This window comes from Blastococcus sp. SYSU D00669 (assembly GCF_054050715.1).
Window position 1 is genome coordinate 157,123 of record NZ_JBJGZV010000001.1, and the last position, 18,578, is coordinate 175,700.

The following is an 18,578-nucleotide window of genomic DNA, read 5'->3' on the forward strand; positions in this document are numbered from 1 at the left end:
GCTGGTACAGGTCAGGCAACGCCGCTGTCGACCGACTGCTGCCAGCCCAGCTCGTAGATGACCGCCCGCTTCTCGGTGTCGTCGAAGGACACCTTCTCACCGCGGTGTCCCTGTTCGGCGCCGGCGACCCCGTAGGAGCCGCTGCGGTACCAGTCGCCCTTGGCCGTCAGGAACCACGAGCGGTCGTGGTAATCAGGGCCGGCGAAGGCCCATCCCGACAGGCGTCGCAGTCCGGAGCGCCGGGTCTTCTCCGCGGCGCTGAGGGTCGGCAGGACGTCGAGGCAGAGCCGGGTGAAGGTCAAGGCCGACAGCCGGCGCGCACGTTGTCGGCCACAGCGCTGGACGGACGCGGTCAAGAATGACGCGCGAGGAACCCGACCGGGCTCTGCCATTGACGCGAAGTCGGGCGCCGGGCGGTGCTAGCTCGCCGGCTGACAACACCACCATCGGGTCCTTCGGGTTACGCGCTTGGACTCAAGAAGGAGCCTTGCCGGAGCTCCTTCACATGCAGATCGGGAAGGCCTGGAGATACGAGGACGGCGCAACCGCGCTTGGCTCCTGTCTCATCGGATGACACGGCGCTGGGATACAACAGCCGCCAGCCCGGCATCTCCGGCAGATACAATGCGGTCAGCGCCTTCCCGGGACCGTAGTCGTCGTACTCATAGCCAGGGTCATCTGGGACGGCAAAGTCGTCGATCATGACTACGGCTCGGCTCCATCCGTCGCGAATGATCTCCAACTCCTCGCGCAGCGGCAGGTCCTCCTCCCAGTGGGCATCCAAGTAGATGAACGTCGTCTGACCACCGTGACTGGCGGCGAGACGACGCAGGAAGGGCCGCGAGTCGCCCTGCGAGACCGTGATCGTGGGGTCGAAGGCTAGGCGTCGACGGGAGTACGCGAAGAAGCGAGGGTCGATCTCCACTGTCTGCACCGGCGCACCGAAGACGGCGGAGAAGAACTCGGTGGACGTGCCTCGGTAGGTTCCGGTTTCAAGGACCAGTTCGAAGTCGACGGTCCTGGCGAGGCCCCGGACAATGGCTCGACGCTGACGTTGGCCGTTGAGCGGACCTCCCCAGGACACCCGGAGGCCAGGGCGAAGCAGGTCGACCTGGCCGGCCATTTCGGCTGGCAAGCGGTCGATCACCCAAAGCACAGAGCGCTTCAACATCCCCGTCATGGGGCCAGAGCTTTGCAGGACTTCACGTCGTCGGCACCTCAAACCATCCAGCCTCCGGTGAGGCGCCAAGAACAGAGGCGAAAAGAGAGACGCCCTGTCCAACAAGGATAGAAGAGGGCTCTACTAAGCAACGCCGCTGTCGACCGACTGCTGCCAGCCGAGCTCGTAGATGACCGCCCGCTTCTCGGTGTCGTCGAAGGACACCTTCTCGCCGCGGTGTCCCTGTTCGGCGCCGGCGACCCCGTAGGAGCCGCTGCGGTACCAGTCGCCCTTGGCCGTCAGGAACCACGAGCGGTCGTGGTAATCAGGGCCGGCGAAGGCCCATCCCGACAGGCGTCGCAGTCCGGAGCGCCGGGTCTTCTCCGTGGCGCTGAGGGTCGGCAGGACGTCGAGGCAGAGCCGGGTGAAGGCCGAGGCCGACAGCCGGCGCAGCACGTTGTCGGCTGACCGGATCTCCTGCTCGGTGCGCGGCTGCGCGACGTACAGCAGCTTCAGGGCCTGGGCGGGGGAGAGGTCGAGGAAGGTGCTACGCAGCCGGCGGCGTTCGGCCTCCGCGGCGGCCGCCGCCTCCTGGAGCCGCCTCTCCTCGGCGAGCGCGGCCGCGCGCGCCTTCATGCGGGCGGTGGCGAGGTCGCGGTCGCACACCCGCCAGCCCTGCCACAGGTCGGAGTGGTCGGCGCAGACGAGGCGGGTGCACTCGGCGCACTCGCCGACCGCGCGCTCGCCGCAGCGGCAGTTCTGCGGCCCGGAGTCGTCGGTGCGCGTCTGGAGGTAGATGGCGCCGCACGTGCGCGGCTCGGCGCCCGGCGTGCTGCTCGAGCCCGCCCCGACGAGCTGGTCGGCTCCGACGAGGGCGTCGCACCGCCAATAGCCCGGGAGGAGCTGCGTGCGGGGGCTCGTCGTGCCACAGGTTGGACACGGCATGGCCGGAAGGCTAGGGGCGCCAGGTGTGGCACCCGCTGATACTGGAGCGTGTCGGATCCGCCTCGGCACGGCCGCCACAGGCGTCCCGCACCTCCCGAGCTCTGCCTGTGACGGAATGGTCACACGGAGTCGATTCACCCCTTCCGCTGGCGTCCGACGAATGACAAGGTTGAAACTCTCAAGTTGAAAGCGCGAACGGGGGGCTGGAGCGGTGCTGCGCAGGGCGTCGGAGTTCGGTCGATGAGCGCTCGGCACGCGGTCCAGCGGCGACGCGGCCGCTTCTGGTGGACGGTGGCTGGCGGCAACGCCGCGTTGGGCGTTGCCGCGCTCGTCGCCTTCGGCGTCTCGGACGTCTCCGACGTGCGCGCGCAGGACGCCTCCAGCGCCGAGGTGGCAGCGACTCCCGGCGCGCGGGCGGACGGCGAATTGGGTGACCCCTGGCGGCAGACCGAGGTCGGCGACGGCTGGGCGACCGCCGCCGAGGACAGCGAGAGCGAGTCCCCGACCTCGGCGTCGCGTGCGACGCGGACGCCGACCCGGCCGACGGCTGGGTCCACGGGCAGCTCGACGTCCGCCGAGGCGCCCACCGCGGCGGCGACGACGTCGCCCGCCGAGGCCGCGCCCACCGCGGCCTCGACGACCACCCCGCCGCCCTCGCCGCCGCCGGTCCTCAGCTGGCCGTTGCCGATCCCGCAGCCGGCGGACGGTGCCACGCCCGCTCCTCAGCCGGACCCGGAGCCGACCCCGCCCGCGACGCCGACCACCCCGACCACGCCTTCGACGCCGCCGGATGCGGAGGCTCCGGACGAGACGGACGCGACCGATCCGCCCGAGACGCCTGAGCCGCCCGTGCCGCCGGAGCGGCCGACGCCACCGGGGCAGGAGGACGACGACTAGTCGCCCTCAGCCACGGTCAGGCGGCGAGGAGCCGGTCCTCCAGTTCGCGGCGGGCGCCGCAGGCCGGGCACAGCTCGTAGGCGCGGGGAGCGGCCTCCCACTTCGGGTTCAGCAGGTCGAGGCCCTTGCGCATGCGGCGGGACACCGTGATGACCTGACCGTGGTGGCCGCACAGACCGCAGGACGAGGCCGCCATGCCGAGCCGGGACTCGTGTCGCACAGTCGATCGCACATAGTGATCGTGGCATTACCCCTGGGTAGTCACCCGCACCCGTGACGCGACGCACCGGCAGTTCGGCTCAACAGCCACAGCCGTCTGCCGAGTGACGCCACCAGGACTTACCCGGTGCGGAACGGCGTCCTAAGGCGTCGGTTCCTCGATCGGCGTCGGAGCATCCGAGGGCGGCTCCTCCACCACCGGCTCCGGCTCGGTCACAGGCGCATCGCCCGTCGGGGCAGCGACCGGATCGCGCGCCGTGCCGGTGTTGCCGGTGGGCGGATCCACCTCCACCGGGGCCGGAACTACGGCGTCGGGCGTGCCCGGCGGCGGCGCGACCGGAGCACTGCTCGTCCGACTGCTGGTGGCGGCAGATGCGGATGCAGGTCGATCGGACGACGTCGTGGTCGCAGCGGTAGGGGGAACGGCGAGGGCGCCGGTCGAACGGCCAGCGGTGGGGGTGGCGCGCGGCGGCGTCGAAGACCGCGCCGGCTCGGTCGTCGTGGCGCGCGTCGGTGTCTCGCTGACAGCGGTACCGAGCCACGTCAGGGAGTGCCCGAGTACGGGCAGGAGACCGATGGCCACGAGGGCGAGGAGCGGTGCCACCCAGGCCCGCCGGACGCCGTCCGTGGTCCAGACTGACGACTTTCGCACCGGGACGGCGCGGTGACGCCCGACGACGTCGATCGTGGCCACGTCCCGCTCCCTCCACCGCTGCCGCCTCGACGCTAGGGAGATCGGGGCTCGAGGTGGGGGAGGGGACGTGACGAGCGGGACAGTCGGGACGCCGGGGGCCGAACGGGAAATGGGGGATCGGCGCGCGGGGTGACGGGGGCACGGTCGGTCCGCGGGCGCCGGGCAGTGGAGATGGTGACGCCGGTGCCCCGCTGCTGGAGGCCCGTCGAGGGAGCGCGCCACGAGCGCTCCGTTCACGCAGGACCATTGCGCACCACTGAAGTGCTCGCAACGTCAAAGAAGTACCCCACGGAGGTGACAGCAGCTGCGACGTGCGGGGCAGGTGTTCCAGAGCGAGAGCCACGCCCGATACGCGGGCCGCGCCTGCTTGCCACGGGCGACGTGCGTCACGACTCTGCTCCGGAACGTCGGACGAGCCGACGTCCGAACCCGAACGGGGAACCCATGTCCACCGAGCAGTACGACCCGACCTACCCGCCCAACCCGCCGGCGCCACAGGCCTACGCCCCGCCGGCGCCGCAGGCCTACGCCCCGCCGGCTCCGCAGCCGTACGGCTACGCCCCCGTGCCGGTCCAGGCCCCGTCGAACGGCATCGGCGTCGCCGGCTTCGTCACCGGACTCGTCGGCCTCGTCCTGTGCTGGGTGCCCTGGGTGGGCCTGCTCCTGGGCCTGACCGGGATCGCGCTCAGCGCGGTCGGCATCTCCCAGGGCAAGAAGAAGGGCGCCAGCACCGGGCTGGCGATCGCGGGTCTTGTCTGCGGGATCATCGCGATCATTCCGCAGATCTTCGTGCTGATCGCGCTGTTCTCGGTCGCCTCGACGCTGTCGACCTACTGATCGCTCGATCGCGGCGCGGCGTCCTGACTGCTCCGGCGGTCGGACGCCGGCCCGTCGTCATCCTGCCTCTCTGGGGTGTGCCGCGCTTGTCCGGAGGCCGGCGAGGCCCACACTCGACCTACGGGGCGTCACCGACGCCGAGAGCGAGCGGAGGACGTCGTGACGAGTGGCCAGCACGGCTACCACCCGGAGCAGCCTCAGCAACCCCAGGAGGACGGGCACCCGTACGGCGCGCACCCGTACGGTGCCCAGCCCTACGGGGCCCAGCCGGTCTGGGGTCAGCCGTCGCAGGGACCCTTCCCACCGCAGGCGCTGCCGTACGGCTACGGCCAGGGCTACCCGGTGTACGCGCCGGCGCCGCCGCAGAACGGCATGGGCATCGCCGGTTTCGTCACGGGTGTCACCGGTCTGGTGCTGTGCTGGATCCCGTTCCTCGGCTTCCTGATCGCCGGGACCGGCATCGTGCTCAGCGCGATCGGGATGAACCAGGGCAAGCAGACCGGGGCGAGCACAGGGCTGGCGATCGCTGGCCTGGTCTGCGGGATCATCGGCGCGATCCCGGGCCTGATCGTGCTCGTCGCGTTCCTGTCAGCCGCTCCGTACTGATCCCGGATTTCCCCAGAGGCGCGCCCTACCGTCGCCGGAGGCACCGACCAGCGAATACGCTCTCCGGGCTCGCCCGCGGGGGCGGCCGTGGGTCGTGGGTCGAGGACGTCGTGGACGGGAGCGTCGATGAATCTGCCTGAGCTCAGCTGGGGAGCCGCCTCACACCCGGGGCAGCGGGCCGAGAACCAGGACAGGTTCCTGGTGGCGCCGCCGGTGTTCGCCGTCGCCGACGGCATGGGCGGCCACGCTGCGGGGAGTGAGGCGAGCGCGCGGGCGGTCGCCCGCCTGACCGAGCTCGCTAGCGGACCGGCGCTCGACGTCGACACGATCAGCGCCGCGCTCGAGCAGGCGGACAAGGACATCATGGCGCTCGGGGAGTCCTACGACGCCATGAGTCGGCCCGGGACGACGGTGGCCGGCGTGGCGCTGACCGAGCGGGACGGAGCCGTCGGCTGGCTCGTCTTCCATGTCGGGGACTCGCGCATCTACCACTGGACGCCAGACAGCGGCCTTCAGCAGATCAGCAAGGACCACTCAGTGGTCCAGGCGTTGGTAGACGCCGGTGCGATCAGCGAGGAGCGCGCGCTCACGCACCCGCAGCGGCACATGGTCACCAAGGCGCTAGGCTTCGGCGACCGGGGCGGGGCCGACTACGAGTTCCTACCCATTACCCCGGGCGAGCGTTTCCTCATGTGCTCCGACGGTCTGACCGGCGAGCTGGGCGATACCCGTATCGCCGAGCTGATGGCGAATGAGCACGACGACCAGCGGCTCGCGGAGCAGTTGGTCGCCTCAGCTGTGGAGCCGGGGGCTCAAGACAACGTCACGGTGGTCATCGTTCGGGCGCCCGGAGCCGGCGTCACGGGTCAGTAGGCGCCGGCTCCGCGCAGGACGGCCTTGACGGTTTTGCACAGGATCATGAGGTCGAAGGCCAGGGACCAGTTCTCGACATAGCGGACGTCGATGCGAACCGAGTCATCCCAAGAGAGATCGGAGCGTCCGCTGACCTGCCAGAGCCCTGTCAAGCCGGGCTTGACGAGAAATCGGCGTCGCATGTCCTCGCCGTACTTCTCCACCTCCCTGGCGAGCGGGGGCCGCGGGCCGACGAGAGACATGTCACCACGCAGGACGTTGTGGAGCTGTGGAAGTTCGTCGAGGGAGTAGCGCCGGAGAAACCTGCCGACGGGGGTGACCCGGGGGTCGTTGCGCATCTTGAAAAGGACGTCGTTCTCCCTGTGCTGATCAGCATTCAACTCGGACATCAGCACATCCGCGTCCTGGACCATGCTGCGGAACTTGAGCATCGTGAACGGTTCGCCGCAATGGCCGATGCGCTGCTGCCGGAAGAGGACCGGTCCTCGGCTGGTGACGCCGACCGCGACGGCGATCGTCAACAGCAGTGGAGAGAGGAACAGCAGCCCGACAAGGGACGTGGTCCGGTCGAAGAGCTCCTTGGTGAGGCGACGGACCCCCGTCAGTTCCGGTCGATCCAGGTGCAGCAGTGGCAGGCCGGCAACGGGACGGATGTGGACTCGGGGACCCACGACGTCGGTGATGGCCGGTGCGACGAGCAACTCCGCAGAGGTGTCCTCAAGCTCCCAGCCGAGCCTCCGTAGGGCCGGGCCATCCATCTCCTGGCTCGGCAGAACGGCGACTGTGTCCACCTCGAAGCGCACCACCACTTCGGCGACCTCGTCCAATCCGCCCAGAATGGGGAGCCCGTTGAACGCATCCGTCCCGCGGGAGTGTGGGGTCTTGGGCAAGCAGCAGCCGATGACGCGGTATCCCTGGTAAGCCGAGCGCTGCAGTTGCTCATCAAGAGCGGCCACGGCGCTCCGATGGCCGACGAGAATGGTGGTCTGCTGGTACTGACCCTTCCGGCGTCGCCTCCACAACCAATGTCGATGCGCGAGCCGCTGGAGGAGCGTGAGGAGCGTGGCCACAGGGAGAGCCACGACGATGAACCCGCGGGCCAGCTCGATGCGGAAGGCCCAGGCGACGGTTCCTATGCCAGCGGCCATCACCACGGCGGCAGCGACCACCCGCCGGTATTCCTCGACGCCCACCCACAGGAACCGTTGCTCGTACGTCCTTGCGACGCCCATCGCCGGCACCCAGATCAGGGGCAGGAGAACGACGATCCAGAATGGCGGGCTGGGTAACGGATCGAGGTCGGACCACGTGAACCAGAAGAAGTACCCGAAGACTGCGGCGAGCGCGGCGCAAGCGGTGTCGAAGACCATCGCGCGGCGGGCGTAGATAGTCCGCCAGGCCCGCCGAGCTTCCGTCCCGTCGCCGGCTATGTTGTCGGCGAACCGGTACCAGCCCTCCTGTGGTTGCCGGCCAGCATCGCTAGCCGGGTCGAGCACGTTCGACGACATCACGAACCCCCGTGCTGCGCGAATCACATGATTTCCTAGTCCAACGCTAGGTCGCGGACGATAACCCGCCCCATCGGAGATATCTTCAGGAACGGTGGAGGCCCGATTCGTGGGAGACAGTCATGTCACCCATGAGGGGGACATGGTGTTTGACATCGCCGATGCGCGGCTGGCCACCCGGGCCTCGGGAAGCGTCTGGACCAGGCAAAGGCGAGCCTCGGATCGGCTCGCGTCAGTGGTTGTCCCGCGAGCCGAGCGGTTTTACACGCGCAACGTGAGACCAGTTCTCCTGAGTGCAGGAGCTTCGCTGGAGCGTCTCAGCTCGGCGACCTGCCTGCGCTGAAGGGGTCGAACACGTCGAACGGCGGAAGCTCGGTACCACGAGTGGCCATGGCGCCGTCGGGCAACAGCTGCGTCTCTGCGGATCGTGTCGACATCGAGAGGCATCCTCGAGTCGAGAAGGGGGTCTGGAACGGCGGCGATCCGAAATTGTCTCTGAGCGCGGTAGGCGCACAGGGACCATTTGCAAGATCCACTTGCGGCCTGTCGCCCACATGACTTCACTCGACTGGGTGCTCAAGGCTCTTGGGTCTGCTGACGATAGGCCATCGTCTAAGAGCCCGATCCCTTGATGATCGCCATCATCGTCCTCGTCGAGCATCGAGGTAGAGTCCGACGCCATGTCCAGAGCCGCTCCGCTGCCACGACTTACATCATTGCGCTTCTTCGCGGCAGCCGGAGTGGTGATTTTCCACCTGCATGTGTGGGAAGTTGGCTCACTACCTTGGCAAGTGTCCAAGGTCGGGTATGTCGGCGTTACCTTCTTCTTCACGCTGTCAGGCTTGGTGCTCGCTTGGGGAACCGAGCCGGGATTAGCTGCCTTGCGCTTCTACCGGCGGAGGTTCGCAAGGGTCTGGCCCAGTCACGTAGTCGTATTCGGCATTGCTGCCGTCGTCCCAGTGGTCGCGGTTGCCCGCGGTGTCCCGGAGGCCATTCCGAATATTCTGTTGGTCCAGTCCTGGTGGCATGATTATCGGATAGTGTTCGGGATGAACGGCGTAGCGTGGACGCTGAGCTGCGAAGCCTTCTTCTACGCCACCTTTCCGGTCTTAGTGCGTGTATTTTCGCGCTCGCCCGCGTGGGTGCCGTGGGTAATCAGTGCGGCTATGCTCTCGGTGAGCTTCGCCGCTGGATTCGTCGCGCCGGGTTATTCCCATCACCTTCCTCTGACCCGGCTGGGTGAGTTCGTGCTCGGGATGGCGGCAGGGCTGGCGCTTCGTCGAGGATGGCGTCCTGCCTTGCCGTCATATGTGACGTGGGCGGCCGCGGCGGCGGGATTCGGCCTGGCGTACCTACTTCGCCCCCCGCTGGCAAACGCTCCGCTGGCGGGGGTCTTCCTCGTGCTCTTGCTCGCCGCTGTGGCTCGAGACCTTCGGGGTGACGCCGGCTGGTTGACCGGTCGCTACGCAGTCTTCGCAGGTGAGGCGTCCTTCGCGTTGTACTTGGTGCACGAGCTGGTGATCATAAATCTGAAGCCCGTTCTGCCTCTTTCTGCGCCCTTGGTGGTGGGAGTGATGCTCTTGGCGGCCGCGGTGTGCGCTGTTGCGCTGCACCTGTTGGTCGAGCGACCCTGCAACGCCTTGCTCCGCGGACGATCGCGCTCGATCGCGCTCGCGCCACCACAGGAGGTATCCCGGCAGACAGGGGTCGCCGGCATGACCGACTCCACGAAGGAATAGGCGCACCGCATGACTTATCGTCGAAATGCGATGGTAGAGCTCATCGTTCCAACCCGTCAGGTGTTCGTGGTCGAGGCAGTAAGAAGAGGACTTGAGGACATGCACAAGGGGCTGCATAAATCTGAGCCGGAAGCATCTCGGTGCACGGTTTGATCTGACGTTGAGAAGAAATGTGGTAGGTCTCGTCGGGGGCCTCGGCAATCAACTATTCCAATACGCCTTCGCGCGGTGGCTGGAGGTGCAGACGGGCCTGGACAGCTACCTTGACCTGAGCGCGTACAGAAAGCGACCGGACTACCTTGCTCTGTGGGACATCGGCATGCGGCGTCTGCCACAGGCCTCCGTAGTGGGCCTGCTGCCTCACCCGATGGGACGACTGCCCAAGGCCGCCGAGATCATCAGGCGCTCCCTCGGCCCCCGCGTCATCGTTCGAGAAGTCGCTGGCGAGCCTCCCCCGGAGGCTTCAGCCCTCCCCCCCGCGGCGTGGTACTACGGCTACTGGCAGCATCCGCAGCTGCTCCAGGAGGTCCTCCCGGCGCTCCGGGCGGAGGTCGCTCGACCAGAGTCGCTGGGTGGCCGTGAAGAGGTGGCGATGCACGTCCGGCGCGGGGACATGCTCCTGCATGTCTCCGCGCTCGCGCCTGACTACTACCCCAGGGCGCTGGAAGCGCTGACGTCGACCAACGGGCTCGGCTCAGACGCTCGAGTCGCTGTGTACTCCGACGATCCTGACTGGTGCCGGCAGGAACTGCGGCTGCCGAACGCTCGCTATGTGGTTCCCGGCAACGCGGCCGAGGACATGATCGCCCTCTCCCGGCATCGCTATCTGGTGCTGTCGGGCAGCACCTTCTCATGGTGGGCGGCATCCCTCTCTGAGCGCCCGCCCATGTCGGTCGCCGCCCCGGCTCCCTTCAGCATGGTCCCCGGCCAGCGTCTGGAGAGCCGTGACTGGGTGCTCGTGCCGCGGTCCTCCGGCCTGGACTCCACGTGACGGGCGGTGCGCGAGTAGCGGCCGTGGGGGCGGCGTGGAACTACGGAGCCCAGGTCGCGACGGTGGTCGTACAGCTCGGATACGCCGCCGTCACCTCGCGCTTGCTCGATGCGGAGGCGTTCGGCCAGTACGGCGTCGCCTTGACGGTCGCGGCGCTCATCACGTTGGTGGCGACAGCGGGCTTGCCGCAGGCGATCAGCCGCATGATCGTCGTGGAGAGCGCCCGGTTGAGCAGCCTTTTGGCGTATGCCGTCATCGTCGGAGGCATCGCCGCGCTAGGGCTGGTCGCATCCGCCGACGGGTGGGCTGAACTCTGGAACGTCGACGGGGTGCAACCGGTTCTCCACGTACTCGCCATCGGTTCGTTCTTCGCTCCTGCTGTGGCAATCGGTTCTGGAGTGCTCCTTCGGTCGAGCCGCTTCCGGGCACTGGCCGGCATGACGTTCGGTGCCAATATCGCCGGTATGGGCATCGGTGTATTGGCCGTCTCCGTCGTCCAGTCGCCCCAAGCCCTCGCCGCTTCCCCGGTGATCGCGCAAGCGATGACGGGGCTTGGCTGCCTCTTCCTCGGCAGGCGCACGTTCAACGCACGACCACACCTCCGCGCAGCCCTCCCCGATGTCGCCTACAGCCTCCGCATGACCGTGTCCTCTCTCCTTTCCTATGCCGCCGGCAACGTCGGCAAACTGTCGCTGGGACGAGCATTCGGGGCACCCTTGCTCGGGCACATGAACCGAGCCGAGGTTGTCACGACCACGCCGTTCTACCAGATTCAGAACTCCCTCATCCAGGCGCTGTATCCAGAGTTCCGACACGACATATCGACCTCCGAACGAGCTCGTCGAGTGTGGGCCGACCTGCTGGGGCTCGTCGCATGGGTTTGCCTTCCCATCGCTAGCGTCCTTGCGGTTCTGCTACCGGTGTTTGTCCCCCTTGTCTTCGGGCAAGGGTGGGCCGAAGTAGAGCTTCTCGTGCCCGTCCTGGCAATCGTGGGTGCCGTGCAGACCGTGGTGTTCGTCTTGGTCAGCGCATTGGAGGTACTGGCCAGATTTCGTTGGATATGGGCTGGCCATGCCATCGCCATCGGCGTCAATATCGTCGGTGGCGTGTGGTCGATCACCTCCCGAAGTGTCGTTCCCGTCTTGGGGGCCATCCTGACGGGACTGGTGGCCATGCACGGGTTGCACGTGTGGTTGTCCGCACGGGCTGGATTGCTGGCCGTTCAAGCGTTGGTCCGGCACTATTCTCTGGTTGCCCTCGTCTCGATCGGGCTGGTCGGTGCAAGCTTGCTCATGGTGAACGCGGGTGCACTGGCTCGTGACCTCCCGTGGCTGCTGGCGTTAGGGCTGTTCGTCTACGTTCCTCTGGCTGTCATCTGCTGGACACGTCGGCGGGACCTGCCGTTTGTGCAGTTGATCCGGAGATACGGGGTCATCCGTGGGTGATTGCTCGGCCGCTCGTCGACAACTTCAGCCCGACGACCGGAGTGCCGCCCCCTTAAGTCATGCGGCGTCGAGGGGTAGCAGATCGAGCAACTCGTCCCAGCGCGTCCCCCAGGTGGGAGCCGGGGCCTTGGGCGGTCGCGTCTCAAGCGCGGCTCGTACGCACGTCAACAGGTCGCCCAAGGTGCCGTCGGTCGCCACAACATTCGGGGCAGCCGTTGGCACCTTGAGTCCGTGCGTAATGACCCAGGACTGCGCTGCTACGCAATTCCAGTACTTGGCAGGAGCTAGGGAGGTCGCGCGATCGCCGCGATAGGGCAGCACCAGTACTTGGAACTGGGCTGCGACCTCGGCCAGGTCTCGTACAGGGAGCGGCCCTCTCACCAGGACGCCCCCCTCGACCAACCGGCGTCCTAACTCGGGCTGCTCGATGCGTCCGATCACCTCGACCGAGAGCCCCGATCTAGCGAGATGTATGAGCGCAGGCACGTCTACTTCGTCCCTGATTGAGCCGAAATAGAGAATCGCTGGTTTTTTCGTCGTCGCCGCGATCCCGGCCGAGATGAACGGTGGGTCGGCAGCGGGCGGAAGGACATGGCCCTTGATCCCACGACTTGCAAGGATCGCCGCCATGCCTTCGGAGTCAGTTGTGACCAGTGTGTTGGGGCGGCGAGCGATCCGCTGTTCGCTCTTCTTCCATCCGAGCGGCGGGTACCAGTCTCGGGGCACTGTGGCCCAGTCGAGAACGGCATCGTAGATCGTGTGGCCCATCTGCACGCGGCTGATCCGCCACTCTGTGATGCGGTCAGGAATGTAGAGGATGGCCAGATCGTAGGAAGGGAGCCTGCCAAACCAACTGCGCAAGCCCAGGACGTTCACACCCGCCGGTGTCGTCCCGTGCGATTGTTCTACGCGTGAGCCGGTGGCCATCCGAACGGGATAGGTCGCTATCTGCCGCATGTTCCGCGGTCGCGGTTGCAGGAAGTCAACCGTCCATCCGGCCTCGGCCGCCGCGACGGCAAGGGCCTGGTGCCGCTGCCACAGATAACCCCAACGGACGCTGGAAATGAGCAGCAGTCGCGGCACGCTGTACCGCCCCCTCTCTGTCGGCACATGGGCGTCACGTGGAACTTCTGGCGGGAGGTGCGCACCGTCACCAAGCGCACCGGCCGCCGGAGCTGGCCTGCGTCTACCCCGGCCAGAGTCTCCCCCGGAATGGGGAGCAAATCACGTCGAGGCAGCGGCAAGCCTGCAGAGGTGGTTGGATCACACGAGTCAGCGGATGTTCTTGAGGGGATGAATGCTCCATACCCTGGGGCGGCATCGGGACCTGTACCTGGTGGCGGTCCTGCTCATCCTTGCGTCTGGCCTAGCTTTGGCCGGCTCTCTCAGTGACTTGGGCGCAGTGGTGGCGCTAGCCGCTGCTGGAGCGCCGTTGTTGTTCGTGCTGCCCTCGCACTGGCTCTTGGTCAGTGCTCTAGGACTGGCCTTGGTCGAGCCGACCGTCCAAGAGCTGCTCGGCGCCCCGACGTCCGTGACGAAGGCGCTGGTCATCGCACTGGCCGGTGTCGCCGTGTTGCGCTGCGGGTTGGCCCGGCTTGGGCCGCCTGCCCTGGCGTTCATGGCTCTGTGGGTGTTTGCGCTCGGCTGGTCGCTGCTATCCCCAGATCCGTACCGACTTGGAATCGTTGGCATGGTCACTGCCTGGTTGGGGTTCCTCTCCGGCTGGGTGTTCCTCTTGCCACGGATCAGCCCTTCAAGCAGAGCTGTCGTGCTCAAGGCGCTGGCCTTCGGACCATTGCTGATAGGCGGCCTTGGTTTCCTGATCTGGCCGGTGACCGGTCGTAGCCCGTTGTCGCTCGACGAAACAGGGGTGCTACGACTGCAGGGCTTGTCGATAGCCCCCCACCTCGCCATGGCTGCTTTCGTCGCAGCAGCGGCCAGCCTGTACGGCATGAAGGTAGGGGTGATTCGTCGGGGCTACCTGTGGGCGCTGGTCAATGCCGCAATCGCCAGCGCCACTTTGTCCCGCGGGGCGATCGCGGCAATTGCCGTCCTTCTCCTGTTCGGGGTAGTCCTTCGGGCCGCACCGGCGCACCGTCGCGGCGCCAAGGCGGTAGCCGTCATCGCACTCGGGGCGATCGGCGTGGCTGCCACGGTCGGCGCGGTGCAGAGAAATGCCGGCAACTCCTATGAAGGCAGCTTCAACACGAGCGGGCGGCTGCAAGCTTGGCAGTTCTTCCTTGCTGTGGCAGAGCGGCATCCTTTCGCGGGCAACGGACTGGGAGCCAGTTCGGTAGCCAACGCGGCAGAGAGTCCCGTGGGTGTCCAGCCCGCGTTCATCGCGCCCCACAACGAATACATCCATCTCTTCGTGGATGTCGGTTGGCTGTTCGCTGCCCTTCTAATGGGCAGTGTGGCATGGTTGGTTATCAGCGCCTTCTGGCGGGCGATGGGTTGGCAGGTGGTCGTCGGAATCCTGGGGGGACTCGCGGTCCTGGCGTCCGTCGACAACCCCCTGTCGACGCCGAGCATCCCGCTCATGCTGGCACTGCTGCTCAACCTTGTCGGGGAGTGGAACGAGGAGGGACATGTCCGAGCACCCGGACGGCTCCGCGTCGAGGGAGCCCATCACCGTGTTGCTTCCCGTGCGCAACGGCTGGCCCCACATTGAAGAGGCGCTGCGTAGCTGCCTCGAGGACCTCAACACTGACGACCGTCTGTTGGTCCTCGACAACGGGTCGACGGATTCCACCGTGACCTTCGTCGGCCGAGTAGCAGCCGAGGACGCCCGGGTGCAATTGGTACTCACGGGTGCAGCCGGACTGGCGGAGGCGTTGAATGTCGGGCTGCGCCTCGCGGACACCGCTCTTGTCGCGCGGCTGGACGCTGACGACGTCGTGCTCTCAGGCCGGTTCAGCGCGCAAGTCGCTGCCCTGATGGCGGATCCAGAGCTGGTGCTCTGCGGCACGCAGATCAAGCGCTTCGTCCGAGACGTCGACCAGAGTACGTCCGTGAGCGCCCTGCCATCGGAGCACGAGGACATCGTCTCTGCTCTGCGGCGCGGCCGGCACGCGCTCAGCCATCCGACGGTCATGTTCCGCCGCGAGGCTGCGCTGCGAATCGGCGGCTATTGGACGCACGGAGTGAGCGAGGATTGCGACTTCTTCCTAAGATTGAGCCGGGTCGGCAAGCTCAGCAATCTTCCCGTGTGCGGACTTGGGTACCGATTCCATGGTGGCAGTCTGAACGCGCGACGGCAGGTCGACATACTGATCGGGATGCGCTATGCGGCAGCAACCTATGAACAGCCTCGAGAGTCCGCAACACCATATGACACGTTCCGCGAAGCAATACTGTCGAGCCCGTGGGAACGGTTCCGGCTGAGAGTCGCCGCGGCGAGCGACCGCCTGTACCGCGATGCGCAAGTGCGACTCCTGGAATCCAGGTTCTCGGCCGTTGGCGGCGTTCAGTTGGCAGCGGCGGGTCTTCTCCGGGCCGACAAGGCTATCGAGCGCATGCTGCGGTCGCTATCTCTCCTCGTGCGACCATCCCGCCCGCAGCATCACTCATGACCGGATGCTTCGACGAAACTTCCGCTGGGCGCCGTGGCGTAGCAGTAGGCCGATAAAGAAGGTGTTTCCGAACAGATAGCGCCGCCATAGTCGAGAGGGCTCGCTGTACAAGCGGAAGACCCACTCAAGGGCCAACGCCTTGAGAATACGAGGCGCCTCCGGCTTTCGGCCCGCGGAAAAGTCGAACGCGGCACCAACCGCTACCGAAGTGATGCGCAGCGAACGCGTGAGGTCGGCAGCTTCCACATCTTGCTTCGGTGTGCCCAGGCCGACCCAGACGATGTCCGGATCTGCTCGCCGGACATGGTCGCGAAATTCTTCTCGGTCATCCTCCTCTAGTCTCTTGAAAGGGGGGCTGTAAGAGCCGGTGATCAAGATGCCGGGATACCGTTGCTCCAGGGCATGGATGAGTTGCTCGAGCAGATCTGGGGTGCCACCCAGGAGGAAGTGCCGTAGGGATGCACTGCGTCCCTTGTCCAAGCAGTACTCGAACAGACTCGGCCCGCGCACCTGCTCGACGTTGCGGCCCTTGTTCCAACGCCTCATCGCCAGCGCCAGTGGCTTGCCATCGATGAAGTTCACGCCAGGGCCACGGAGTACATCCCTGTACATGGGCGTCTGATCCGCGCAGTACAGGCTGTAGGCGTTGATGAGGCGAAAGGAGGTCGATTGTGCGGCACCCGGGTTCGAGAGCACCATCTGAGCGGCCTCTTGAAGGCTGCCGAGCCACAGAGGGATGTCCCCGAACTCCGTCACCGAGGAGGGCGGCAGTGGAACTTCCTTCCAACGGTCCGGTTGCATCGTCCGTCCTTCTGTGAGCGAGCACATGATCTGAGCGCCCCGCGGCTGGTGCGGGTGGATCTCGGCGCGACAGGAAAGCTGCACGCCAAGTGCATTCAGCGGTCGACTCGTACGCGTCGCCCGGAACGCTCGTCGTCGAGGAGTTGGACGTCTGCCTCGACCATGATCTTGACCAGTTCCGGTGTGAGGACCTTGGGCTCCCAGCCGAGTTCCTTCTTCGCCTTCGAGTAGTCGCCGATGAGAGCGTCCACCTCGGTCGGCCGCTCGTAGCGCGAGTCGTGCTCGACGTACTTTTCCCAGTCGAGGCCGACGTGCTCGAACGCCATCTGCACGAAGTCGCGCACGGAGTACGCGGTGTTGGTGGCTAGCACATAGTCGGCCGGCAGCGGGGCCTGGAGCATCCGCCACATGCCCTCGACGTACTCCGGCGCGTAGCCCCAGTCGCGGACGGCGTCGAGGTTGCCCATGTAGAGCTTCTCCTGGATGCCGGCCTGGATGCGGGCCACGGCGCGGGTTACCTTGCGGGTCACGAACGTCTCGCCGCGACGAGGGGACTCGTGGTTGAAGAGGATGCCGTTGACTGCGTAGATCCCGTAGGCCTCGCGGTAGTTGCGGGTGGCCCAGTACGCGTACACCTTGGCCACGCCGTACGGGCTGCGCGGGTAGAAGGGGGTCTCCTCGTCCTGCGGTGGGGGGGTGGCGCCGAACATCTCCGAGCTCGACGCCTGGTAGATCTTCGTCCGCAGCCGTGCCGCTCGGACCGCCTCAAGCAACCGCATCGCAGCGACACCCGTGACGTCACCGGTGAAGACGGGCTGATCAAAGGACACCCGGACATGCGACTGCGCGCCCAGGTTGTACACCTCGTCAGGGTTGACGTCCCGCAGGAGGTTCGTCAGGGTCGCGCTGTCGTTCAGGTCGCCGTAGTGCAGGTAGAGATGCCTATTGGAGACATGGGGGTCCTCGTAGATGTCATCGAGGCGGCCGGTGTTGAACGTGGACGACCGGCGGATGAGCCCGTGGACCTCGTAGCCCTTACTCAGGAGCAGTTCCGCCAGATAGGAGCCATCCTGGCCGGTGATACCGGTGATCAGAGCCGACTTCGCCACAGAGCCATTCCTCACTTTCGAGTGCATCCCGGGCCACCCGGGATCCCCGCAGTTAGCCTAGGGAGCCAGCAATCGCGGGGAGGACAGATATGGCAATAGCACCACTCGACCGGGGTGCTCGCACGTTCGTCGCCGGACACCGTGGTCTCGTGGGGGGCGCCGTGCTGCGGAACTTTCGCGACGCCGGCTTCACCTCCTTGGTGACCAGGACTTCTACCGAGCTGGATCTTCGCGACCCGGCCGCCGTCGAGGCCTTCTTCGCCAGCGAGGAGCCGGCAACCGTCGTCATGGCTGCCGCCAAGGTGGGCGGTATCGTGGCTAACAACACGTACCCGGCCGATTTCATCAGCGACAACCTGCGCATGCAGGTCAACGTGCTCGACGCGGCCGCGCGGCATGGAACGACCAAGCTGCTGTTCCTGGGCTCCAGCTGCATCTACCCGAAGTTGGCCGCCCAGCCGATCCGCGAGGACAGCCTGCTCACTGGTCGGCTTGAGGAGACCAATGACGCCTACGCGATCGCCAAGATCTCCGGCGTTCTACAGGTGCAGGCTCTACGACGGCAGTACGGCGTCCACTACATCTCGGCGATGCCGACCAACCTGTACGGACCTGGCGACAACTTCCACCCGACCAACTCGCATGTGCTGCCTGGCCTGATCCGCCGCTTCCACGAGGCGAAGGAGCAGGGTGCCCCGACGGTCACCGTTTGGGGCACTGGCACGCCTCGGCGAGAGTTCCTGCACGTCGACGACCTGGCCCGAGCGTGTCTGCACCTCCTCCAGCACTACGACGAGCCCGAGCCGATCAACATCGGCGTCGGTGAGGACCTCTCCATCCGGGAGCTGGCGGAGCTCGTGGCCCACGTCGTCGGCTATGAGGGCGAGTTGCAGTTCGACACCAGCAAACCTGATGGAACCCCGCGCAAGCTGCTCGATGTCAGCAAGATTCATGACCTCGGATGGCGAGCGGAGATCGGGCTTCGCGAGGGGCTCGAGCAGACCTATGCCTGGTACGTCGAGCAGTTGGCTGCAGGGGCCCTACGGGCGGCGTGATCAGCCGAGGTCTGGGGGAGAGTGCTCGCTCGTACGGGCCGGTACCTGCTCGGAGTAGGGCTGCCGTCTACCCGTTTCGGGGTAGGTCTGCTGTCCGGACAATAGATCCCGCCCTCCAGCGTCACCTA

The 18,578-nt window shown here is 66.6% G+C and carries 19 protein-coding genes; 10 read left to right on the forward strand and 9 right to left on the reverse strand.

Annotated features, from left to right (window positions below):
* Window positions 1–11: 11 nt before the first annotated feature.
* From ACI8AF_RS00730 to ACI8AF_RS00740, 3 genes are all read right to left on the reverse strand, one after another.
* Window positions 12–302 (reverse strand): hypothetical protein, encoded by a 291-nt coding sequence (locus ACI8AF_RS00730; protein ID WP_456537736.1) that lies wholly within the window; start codon window positions 300–302, stop codon window positions 12–14.
* Window positions 303–460: 158 nt separating this feature from the next.
* A complete protein-coding gene (locus ACI8AF_RS00735; protein WP_456537737.1) occupies window positions 461–1,180 on the reverse strand; it encodes a hypothetical protein in 720 nt (239 codons plus the stop codon).
* Window positions 1,181–1,303: 123 nt separating this feature from the next.
* A complete protein-coding gene (locus tag ACI8AF_RS00740; RefSeq protein WP_456537738.1) occupies window positions 1,304–2,104 on the reverse strand; it encodes a hypothetical protein in 801 nt (266 codons plus the stop codon).
* 240 nt (window positions 2,105–2,344) lie between these two features.
* Between ACI8AF_RS00740 and ACI8AF_RS00745 the strand changes: the two genes are divergently transcribed.
* Window positions 2,345–3,001 (forward strand): hypothetical protein, encoded by a 657-nt coding sequence (locus tag ACI8AF_RS00745; RefSeq protein WP_456537739.1) that lies wholly within the window; start codon window positions 2,345–2,347, stop codon window positions 2,999–3,001.
* A gap of 16 nt (window positions 3,002–3,017) precedes the next feature.
* Here the strand turns inward: ACI8AF_RS00745 and ACI8AF_RS00750 are convergent, their stop codons facing one another.
* Together ACI8AF_RS00750 and ACI8AF_RS00755 are read right to left on the reverse strand one after the other, a co-directional pair.
* Complete coding sequence (locus tag ACI8AF_RS00750; RefSeq protein ID WP_456537740.1) at window positions 3,018–3,233, reverse strand: hypothetical protein; 216 nt, start codon at window positions 3,231–3,233, stop codon at window positions 3,018–3,020.
* Window positions 3,234–3,362: 129 nt separating this feature from the next.
* Window positions 3,363–3,914: a hypothetical protein gene (locus ACI8AF_RS00755; protein ID WP_456537741.1), complete on the reverse strand. Its 552-nt coding sequence runs from the start codon at window positions 3,912–3,914 to the stop codon at window positions 3,363–3,365.
* Window positions 3,915–4,358: 444 nt separating this feature from the next.
* Between ACI8AF_RS00755 and ACI8AF_RS00760 the strand changes: the two genes are divergently transcribed.
* From ACI8AF_RS00760 to ACI8AF_RS00770, 3 genes are all read left to right on the forward strand, one after another.
* Complete coding sequence (locus tag ACI8AF_RS00760) at window positions 4,359–4,751, forward strand: hypothetical protein (protein ID WP_456537742.1); 393 nt, start codon at window positions 4,359–4,361, stop codon at window positions 4,749–4,751.
* 159 nt (window positions 4,752–4,910) lie between these two features.
* Window positions 4,911–5,357, forward strand: coding sequence for a hypothetical protein (locus tag ACI8AF_RS00765; protein ID WP_456537743.1), 447 nt, complete (start codon window positions 4,911–4,913; stop codon window positions 5,355–5,357).
* A gap of 126 nt (window positions 5,358–5,483) precedes the next feature.
* Complete coding sequence (locus ACI8AF_RS00770) at window positions 5,484–6,230, forward strand: PP2C family protein-serine/threonine phosphatase (protein ID WP_456537744.1); 747 nt, start codon at window positions 5,484–5,486, stop codon at window positions 6,228–6,230.
* Here the strand turns inward: ACI8AF_RS00770 and ACI8AF_RS00775 are convergent.
* Window positions 6,224–7,738: a sugar transferase gene (locus ACI8AF_RS00775; protein ID WP_456537745.1), complete on the reverse strand. Its 1,515-nt coding sequence runs from the start codon at window positions 7,736–7,738 to the stop codon at window positions 6,224–6,226. The genes ACI8AF_RS00770 and ACI8AF_RS00775 overlap by 7 nt on opposite strands.
* Window positions 7,739–8,418: 680 nt before the next feature.
* Between ACI8AF_RS00775 and ACI8AF_RS00780 the strand changes: the two genes are divergently transcribed.
* The 3 genes from ACI8AF_RS00780 (at window position 8,419) to ACI8AF_RS00790 (ending at window position 11,913) form a co-directional block, all read left to right on the forward strand.
* On the forward strand, window positions 8,419–9,477 hold the full coding sequence (locus ACI8AF_RS00780; protein ID WP_456537746.1) for an acyltransferase family protein: 1,059 nt from the start codon (window positions 8,419–8,421) through the stop codon (window positions 9,475–9,477).
* Between the two features lie 172 nt (window positions 9,478–9,649).
* Entirely contained in the window at window positions 9,650–10,468 is an 819-nt protein-coding gene (locus ACI8AF_RS00785) for an alpha-1,2-fucosyltransferase (protein WP_456537747.1), read from the forward strand.
* Window positions 10,465–11,913, forward strand: a complete 1,449-nt coding sequence (locus tag ACI8AF_RS00790; RefSeq protein WP_456537748.1) for an oligosaccharide flippase family protein — start codon at window positions 10,465–10,467, stop codon at window positions 11,911–11,913. Before ACI8AF_RS00785 ends, ACI8AF_RS00790 begins: the two co-directional genes overlap by 4 nt.
* 57 nt (window positions 11,914–11,970) lie before the next feature.
* Here ACI8AF_RS00790 and ACI8AF_RS00795 read toward each other — a convergent pair whose 3' ends face one another.
* Window positions 11,971–12,996 (reverse strand): hypothetical protein, encoded by a 1,026-nt coding sequence (locus ACI8AF_RS00795; RefSeq protein ID WP_456537749.1) that lies wholly within the window; start codon window positions 12,994–12,996, stop codon window positions 11,971–11,973.
* Window positions 12,997–13,354: 358 nt separating this feature from the next.
* On the opposite strand from ACI8AF_RS00795, the gene ACI8AF_RS00800 reads away from it, so the two are divergent.
* Together ACI8AF_RS00800 and ACI8AF_RS00805 are read left to right on the forward strand one after the other, a co-directional pair.
* Window positions 13,355–14,584, forward strand: a complete 1,230-nt coding sequence (locus tag ACI8AF_RS00800) for an O-antigen ligase family protein (protein ID WP_456538034.1) — start codon at window positions 13,355–13,357, stop codon at window positions 14,582–14,584.
* Complete coding sequence (locus ACI8AF_RS00805) at window positions 14,547–15,485, forward strand: glycosyltransferase family 2 protein (protein WP_456537750.1); 939 nt, start codon at window positions 14,547–14,549, stop codon at window positions 15,483–15,485. Before ACI8AF_RS00800 ends, ACI8AF_RS00805 begins: the two co-directional genes overlap by 38 nt.
* On the opposite strand, the gene ACI8AF_RS00810 is transcribed toward ACI8AF_RS00805, so the two are convergent.
* Together ACI8AF_RS00810 and gmd are read right to left on the reverse strand one after the other, a co-directional pair.
* Complete coding sequence (locus ACI8AF_RS00810) at window positions 15,480–16,286, reverse strand: WecB/TagA/CpsF family glycosyltransferase (protein WP_456537751.1); 807 nt, start codon at window positions 16,284–16,286, stop codon at window positions 15,480–15,482. The two genes, ACI8AF_RS00805 and ACI8AF_RS00810, sit on opposite strands and share 6 nt — an antisense overlap.
* Window positions 16,287–16,381: 95 nt before the next feature.
* On the reverse strand, window positions 16,382–17,395 hold the full coding sequence (gene gmd / locus ACI8AF_RS00815; protein ID WP_456537752.1) for a GDP-mannose 4,6-dehydratase: 1,014 nt from the start codon (window positions 17,393–17,395) through the stop codon (window positions 16,382–16,384).
* Between the two features lie 89 nt (window positions 17,396–17,484).
* Between gmd and ACI8AF_RS00820 the strand changes: the two genes are divergently transcribed.
* Complete coding sequence (locus ACI8AF_RS00820; protein ID WP_456537753.1) at window positions 17,485–18,450, forward strand: GDP-L-fucose synthase family protein; 966 nt, start codon at window positions 17,485–17,487, stop codon at window positions 18,448–18,450.
* Window positions 18,451–18,578 lie beyond the last annotated feature (128 nt).

What these genes read in the sequence shown, in the direction of transcription:
- ACI8AF_RS00735 (WP_456537737.1), bottom strand. Translation starts at nt 1,180, where the DNA reads ATGACGGGGATGTTGAAGCGCTCTGTGCTTTGGGTGATCGACCGCTTG.
- ACI8AF_RS00740 (WP_456537738.1), bottom strand. Translation starts at nt 2,104, where the DNA reads ATGCCGTGTCCAACCTGTGGCACGACGAGCCCCCGCACGCAGCTCCTC.
- ACI8AF_RS00745 (WP_456537739.1), top strand. Translation starts at nt 2,345, where the DNA reads ATGAGCGCTCGGCACGCGGTCCAGCGGCGACGCGGCCGCTTCTGGTGG.
- ACI8AF_RS00760 (WP_456537742.1), top strand. Translation starts at nt 4,359, where the DNA reads ATGTCCACCGAGCAGTACGACCCGACCTACCCGCCCAACCCGCCGGCG.
- ACI8AF_RS00770 (WP_456537744.1), top strand. Translation starts at nt 5,484, where the DNA reads ATGAATCTGCCTGAGCTCAGCTGGGGAGCCGCCTCACACCCGGGGCAG.
- ACI8AF_RS00775 (WP_456537745.1), bottom strand. Translation starts at nt 7,738, where the DNA reads ATGTCGTCGAACGTGCTCGACCCGGCTAGCGATGCTGGCCGGCAACCA.
- ACI8AF_RS00780 (WP_456537746.1), top strand. Translation starts at nt 8,419, where the DNA reads ATGTCCAGAGCCGCTCCGCTGCCACGACTTACATCATTGCGCTTCTTC.
- ACI8AF_RS00810 (WP_456537751.1), bottom strand. Translation starts at nt 16,286, where the DNA reads ATGCAACCGGACCGTTGGAAGGAAGTTCCACTGCCGCCCTCCTCGGTG.
- ACI8AF_RS00820 (WP_456537753.1), top strand. Translation starts at nt 17,485, where the DNA reads ATGGCAATAGCACCACTCGACCGGGGTGCTCGCACGTTCGTCGCCGGA.